A 6,186-nucleotide genomic window follows, 5' to 3' on the forward strand; every position below is an offset into this window, starting at 1 on the left:
TTCATTCCAAGACACCCGGTCCGAGGACCGAGACGGAATCGGCTCACATCCCGGTCACGTCCCGGTCACGCTCCGGCCGCGCTCCCCCCCGCGCCCTGGCCATGCCCGGTCCGAGGGGCCGCCGCGCCGGTGCTACGTGCTCGGCGACGGCTGTTTGCGCAGCATACGGACGACTTCGTGCCAGTATCCGGCCAGGCCCGCCCACGGGTCGGCGCCGTCCCGGTCCGTGCGGTCGGTGAGGCACACCGTGGACGCGCCCTGCCAGCGGGCGATCCGCAGGGCGGTGTCCAGATGGGACCTGGGCAGGCCGTGCACCAGGTGCACGAAGCGTTCCGGCGGGTACGCGGCCGTCCACTCCGGCGCCTCCGACCAGCGGTAACTGGTCCAGGGGCCGCAGAAGGTGACGAGCTGGTCGGCCAGTTCGGCGTATCCGGGCCACGGGTGCTCGCCGTGGCCGAGGACGATCTGGCCGCCGCCGCTCTCCGGCAGGCGCGAGGCGGCGACTCCCGCGCTCCCGCTGGCCCCACTGGCCCCGCTGCCCCATCTGCCTCTGCTGTCCCCGCTGTCCCCGCTGCCCTCGTTGCCCTCCGTGCCCCCGGTAACCTCCGTGCCCCCGGGGTCCTCGTCGTCCGCGTGCAGCAGTGCCCGCAGCGTGGTCACCACCCGGCGGCACTCGGCGGCGTCGGCGCGGCCGGTCGGGGCGCGGTCCAGGTAGAAGCCGTCGACCCGGTACCAGTCCAGGTAGTGGGAGGCGTCGGCGAGCAGGTCGCCGAAGGGCCGGGTGCCGTTGCGGCAGTCCAGCAGTCCGAGGACCGGGACGCCGTTCTCACGGACGCGGCCGACGACCTCTCCGTACAGCGGGTCGGGCCGCGTACCGGGGCCGCGGGCCACGTCGAAGGCGGCCCAGTGCAGCGGCGCCCCCGGCCGGGCCAGTTCGGCCCATTCGGTGGGGGCGACCAGCGGGTGCGCGAACGCCGGGACGCCGAAGCCCATCGCGTCCCGGCCCGCGCCCGCACGGCGGCGCAGTCCCGTGCCCCACTGGTGCGGTCGCGTCAGACGCGACATGCCGCCTCCATCCACACATCGGCCAGGGACTCCTCCAGGCCGATCCGGGGCCGCCAGCCGAGCCGGTCCCTGGCGGTACGGACGTCGGCCTGCTGCCAGCCGCCGCAGCCGTCGGGGTACGGGGGCGGCCCGGCGGAGGCGGGCGTCTCGTCCAGTTCGTGCAGCGAGCCCTCGTAGCCCGCCACATGGGCGAGGGCCGCGGCCATCTCACGCATCCGGACGGCCCGGCCGCTGCCGATGTTCACCACCCCCTGCGCGGCGGACAGCGACGCGGCGTGCACGGCGCGGGCCACGTCGCGGGCGTCGATGAAGTCGCGCTGGACGCCGAGGCCGCCGAGTTTCAGCTCGCCGTCTCCGTTCTGCATCGCGCGGCGCAAGGTCTCGGCGACCCGGCCGAGCGGGGCCCCGGTCGGAGTGCCGGGGCCGACCGGGCTGAACACCCGCAGCACCACCGCGTCGAGACCTGAGCTGAGGACCAGCTCGGTCGCGGCGAGCTTGCTGACGCCGTAGGGGCCGCCGGGGCGCGGCACCGCGTCCTCGCCGGTGGACGCGCCCTGCGGCGAGGGCCCGTACTCGGAGCCGCAGCCGAGCTGGACGAGCCGGGCGTCGACCTGGCTGCGGCGCATCGCCTCGCAGACGGTGGCGACGGCGACGGTGTTCTGCCGGGTCAGCTCGCGGGCGCCGCCCCTGGTCGTACCGGCGCAGTTGATCACCACTCCGGGGTGCACGGCGTCCAGGAACCTGGCGAGGACGCCGGGCGCGCCGCTCGCCAGGTCGAAGCGGACGTCCGCGTCGTCGCTCCTGCCGAGCGCGGTGAGCTGGACGGCGGGGTCGGCGAGGAGCCGCTCCGCGACATGCCGGCCGAGGAAGCCGTCGGCTCCGAGCAGCAGCACTCTCATCGCGTGCCTCCGAGTGCCTGCGCCGAGTGTCCCGTCGTGCGCCCGCGGGGCGGAAGGCCGTCCTCGCGGACGAGGAGGGGGCGTGCCGGGCGTCGGGCCGCGGTCGGGGTCGGGGCGGTTCGGTACCTGGTCAAGGGGTGTTCTCCTGGTCGTTCGTTCTGCTGAGGTCAGGGGTGGTGGCGCGGCGGCGGCCGGTGCGCGGAGGCACGGGGCAGCACGCGGAACGCCTGCGCGGTCAGCGCGAGTGCGGCGGCGCCGCAGATGACGGCTTGCGCGGTGGCGGGGGCAGGGCCGAGGTGCAGGGGGGTCGCGGCGAGGGTCAGCGCCTCGGCGGCGCAGGCCGCTCCGAGACCGGCCGCCGCGTGGCCGGGGAAGCCGTGCACGGACAGTAGGCGCGCGGCGAAGAGCAGCAGGCCGAGGGCGGCCGGTCCGGCCAGTGGCGCGGAGCCCGCGACGGCGGTGGCCGTGTCGAGCAGGGCGATCAGCGCGACGGCGTACGCGGCGAGGGCCGCGGCCAGGCGGGGGCGTACGGCGTCGGCGAAGTCCGACAGGCCGTGGCTGGGGGCGAGTTGGGCCCTGGAGCGGACGGCGAGCCAGTGCGCGCAGTACGCGGCGGGCAGCAGGGCGAAGGTGAGCGCCGCGAGGGTGGCGGCGCCGGCGGTGCGGCCGGTGGCGTGCCCGGCGTACAGCGCGTAGCCGAGCAGACCGTACGTCCATACGGCGGCGCCCGCGCCGCGCTCGACCCGCAGCGGTCCGATCCGTACGGCGGCCCACGCGACGACGGCGACGAACGCCAGCAGCGGCAGCCGTACGCTTCCGGGGGCTCCGGCCGCCAGCGCGCACACCGCGCCCGGCACCGCCTGCGCGGCCCCGGTCCGCCAGCGCGGCAGGGCCCGTTCCCGCTCCCCCGGCGCCGCCTCCAGTCGGCGTACCGCCCTCGGGACCCGCGCGTACAGCTCCTCCGCGAGCCCGAAGACGTCCCGGTGCCGCAGGCGTCGCGCGGCTCCGTCCGTCACGCCGTGGGCTTCCAGCCCGGCCGCGATCTCCCACTCGTCCACGGCGCCCGCGATCAGCGCCTCGTGCCGGTGCATCACTCCCCGTACGGGGTCGGCGGGCCCCCTGCGCCGCGGCTCGTCCGCACCGCCCGGCCGCGCCCCCGCCCGAAAGTCCGCCACCCGCCCGCCGGCCTGCGGCCCGCCCCGCGCGGCCCGTCGCCCGCCGTCGATCCCCACCAACCGCCCTCCGGGCCGCGCCTCCCCACCCGCCCCCGCCCCAGCACCGCGTCGCCCCGCACCCTCGGCGTCCAAGCCGACCGGTACCGGCCCGCGCCGCTCGCGAGCGGAGCCGCCAGGCAGGGCCAAGTCCCCGTCCAGGACCGCCACTTCGAGTACGGAAGCGTTTGCGCCCGCGCGCGCCGATTCCTTCTCCGCCTCGGGCCCCTCGGCAACGCGGAGGCCCGCGCCCGAGCGGGAATCGTCGTCGGCGTCCAAGCCAACCGGCACCGGACCGCCCCGCTCGGGAGCCGGGGCGTCGAACGCACCCGAGTCCCGGTCCACGACGGGCGCTTCGGATACGGAAACGTTCGCGCCCGGGCGGGTCTCGGATCGCGCGAGGTCCGCACGGCTCACGGATGCGGCACCATCCGGGTCCGCGAGGCGAGCGTCAGGCAAGCCGTGCGCCCCGTCATCACCCGGCTTCGCCGACCCCGACTCGGGCCGCCGCGCCGAATCCGCGTGGGCCTGCGGCTCGTCGGTAACGCGGGGCTCCGCGCCTGAGCGGGGCTCGCGCTGCTCGCGAGCGGGGTCGCCAAGCACCGCCAAGTCCCGGTCCGCGACGGTCACTTCGGATGCGGAAGCGTCCGGACTCGATGGCGCGGCGGCGCGTGGGGAGGCGGCTCCGAACGAATCTGCGCGGGTCGGGGCGGCGGGGGCGGCTGGGCGGGGCTGGGCGGTCTCGGGCGCGGCGGCGGGCGGTTGCGCGTCGTCCGCGACGGCGGTCCGGGACCGTACGCGCGACGGGTCGCCGTCCGGGGGGGCCGCACGCAGCTCGGCCGGGTGCTCGTCGGTGTCCGGGTTCCGCGCCGGGAGGCGGGAGGCGCCGAAGAGGGCCGTGACCGTCTCGTCGAGGGAGTGGGGGGTGGCCTCGTCGTCGTAGGCGTCTATGTCTATGGCGGTGGGGTCGTCGGGGTCGTGGGGCGGGAGCCGCAGGGGTGAGGCGGGCGGGGCGGCCTGGGCGGTGAGGCGGGTGAGTAAGGCGTGGGCGGGGGTCGGCGTGGTCATGAGGGGGAGCCTCCGGAAGCGGACGGGGCACCTACGGGTTCGGGGGTGCGGGACCAGGCGGGGTGGGCGGGGGTGGGGGCCAGGCGGGCCGGGACGTGCGACTCGGCGGGGGCCGTGAACGGCCGCGGATCGCCCGCCGCGTCGAGCAGCGGCTCGCGCCGCACGGGATGGTGCGCGACCACGTCGAGATAGCTCTCGCGGAAGGCGTCCACGCACCGGGTGACGGTGAAGAGCGCGAGCGCCCGCTCCCGGGCCGCGGCCCCGAGCCGCGACGCCCGCTCGGGCCCGCGCAGCAGATCGACGACGGCGTCCGCCAGCGCCTTGGGGTTGCGCGGCGGCACGACGAGCCCGGTGCCGCCGATGACCTCGCGGACGGCCCCCACGTCGGTGGACACGGTGGGCCGCCCGCAGAACATCGCCTCCACCAGGCTCAGCGGAAAGCCTTCCGCGCTGCTGGAGAGCACCACGACGTCGCCCGCGGCGTACGCGTCGGCGAGTTCGGGCGCGCCGGGCGACCCGATCTCCTCGAAGCTGACGGGACTCTCACCGACGGCGTTGGCGTCGGCGGCCTCGTACGGGAAGAGCTGCGCGGCGAGCGTCCGGCAGTGCCCGAGGTAGGAGGCCGCGCGTTCGTCGGCGGCCCGCAGCCGCAGGTAGAAGATCCGCAGCCGCGCCCGCGGCTCGTCCGCGCGTATCGCGCGGAAGGCGTGCAGCAGCGCGATGAGGTCCTTGGCCGGATCGATCCTGCCGACCCAGGCGAGCGTGGGGTCGGCGTGCGCGGCGGGCGCGGTGGCCTCGGCCTCGGCGGCCTCGCCCGCGAGGGCGAAGCGCGCCGCGTCGATCCCCGGATGGATGGTCCGCATCCGGTCGCGCGGCGCCCCGCACCGCTCCTGCCAGCGCCGCACATGCGTGGAGCCGGGCGTGACGAGCGCGGCCTGCCGGTAGCTCTCCCCGGCGAGCAGCCGGTGGTAGTCGCCGAGCACCACCCGTACGGCTCCGGCCAGTCCGGCCGCGCGGTTCCCGAGCAGCGCCTCCCGTACCCGCACGGTGTACTCGGTGACGATGAGCGGCGTTCCGCAGAACCGTTTGGCCAGCAGGCCGGGCAAGGCCGCCGGGCCCCCGGAGACGGCGTGGCAGACATCGACGGCGCCCAGTTCGCTCGACCCGTACCAGGGCGCGGACAGCGGCCTGAGCTGGCGTTCCAACAGCTCGGCGACGGCGAGGAGTTCGGTGACGACGATGTCGCCGAGCACGGGACGCACCCCGGGGGCGCGGCACGCCGACTCCAGGGCGGCGAGCGCGTCCTCGCCGCGCAACAGGTCGGGCAGGCCGCCATGTTCTGCGGCGACCTCGGCGAGACCGTACAGCCCGGAGGCGAAACGGTCCGCCCGGTCGGCGGAGCCGAGCCCGGCGCCGCCGGCCAGCGCCGCGACCAGGTCGCGGTAGTGGGTGAGGAAGTCGGCGCGTCTGGCGCGTCTGGCCGCCCGGCCGCCGCCGCACGTCGGCGCGAGGGCGGCGGCCGGGGGCTCCCCCCAGAGGCGTTCCGCGCGGAACCGCCGTACGTGCGACGGCACTTCGACGCGGCCCCCCGCCTCCGTCCGCGGTGACCGGCTGAGCGCGTACACGTCGAATTCGTGGTGCGCGAGACCGCGGACGAGCCGGTCGCACCACGCACCCCCTTCACCTCGCGCGTACGGGTAACCACCCTCGGTGAGCAATGCGATACGCACGTGTACGCCCCCTTTCTCCCTGGCTCGGCCACAACGGAATGTCGGCCGGGTGGCGCCCACGGGACCTGCGTCCGCCCGGCGCGAAGACGTTATTCCGGTACGGCGGTGGGGGGGGGGGGGGGGGGGGGGGGGGGCGGCCGCCCCCCGCCGGCGGGGGGGGGGGGGGGGGGGCCCCCGCCAAGGATGGAAGTGAAATGTGTGTGGCAGATCAAC

The 6,186-nt window shown here is 76.7% G+C and carries 4 protein-coding genes; all 4 read right to left on the bottom strand.

Annotated elements, in window-relative coordinates; genetic code table 11:
- Positions 1-132 precede the first annotated feature (132 nt).
- Positions 133-1,065 carry a spherulation-specific family 4 protein gene (locus ACIQCJ_RS08875; protein WP_402711052.1) on the bottom strand — a complete coding sequence of 311 codons (933 nt, stop codon included), beginning with the start codon at positions 1,063-1,065 and terminating at the stop codon, positions 133-135.
- Complete coding sequence (locus ACIQCJ_RS08880; RefSeq protein WP_188283310.1) at positions 1,053-1,964, bottom strand: NAD(P)-dependent oxidoreductase; 912 nt, start codon at positions 1,962-1,964, stop codon at positions 1,053-1,055. The genes ACIQCJ_RS08875 and ACIQCJ_RS08880 overlap by 13 nt, the downstream gene beginning before the upstream one ends.
- Positions 1,965-2,131: 167 nt before the next feature.
- Positions 2,132-3,055, bottom strand: a complete 924-nt coding sequence (locus tag ACIQCJ_RS08885) for a hypothetical protein (RefSeq protein WP_402711053.1) — start codon at positions 3,053-3,055, stop codon at positions 2,132-2,134.
- A gap of 1,184 nt (positions 3,056-4,239) precedes the next feature.
- Complete coding sequence (locus tag ACIQCJ_RS08890) at positions 4,240-5,973, bottom strand: DUF3492 domain-containing protein (protein WP_355348641.1); 1,734 nt, start codon at positions 5,971-5,973, stop codon at positions 4,240-4,242.
- Positions 5,974-6,186: the final 213 nt, after the last annotated feature.

It is taken from the genome of Streptomyces sp. NPDC093221 (assembly GCF_044753885.1).
In the GTDB taxonomy this organism is placed as follows: Bacteria; Actinomycetota; Actinomycetes; order Streptomycetales; family Streptomycetaceae; genus Actinacidiphila.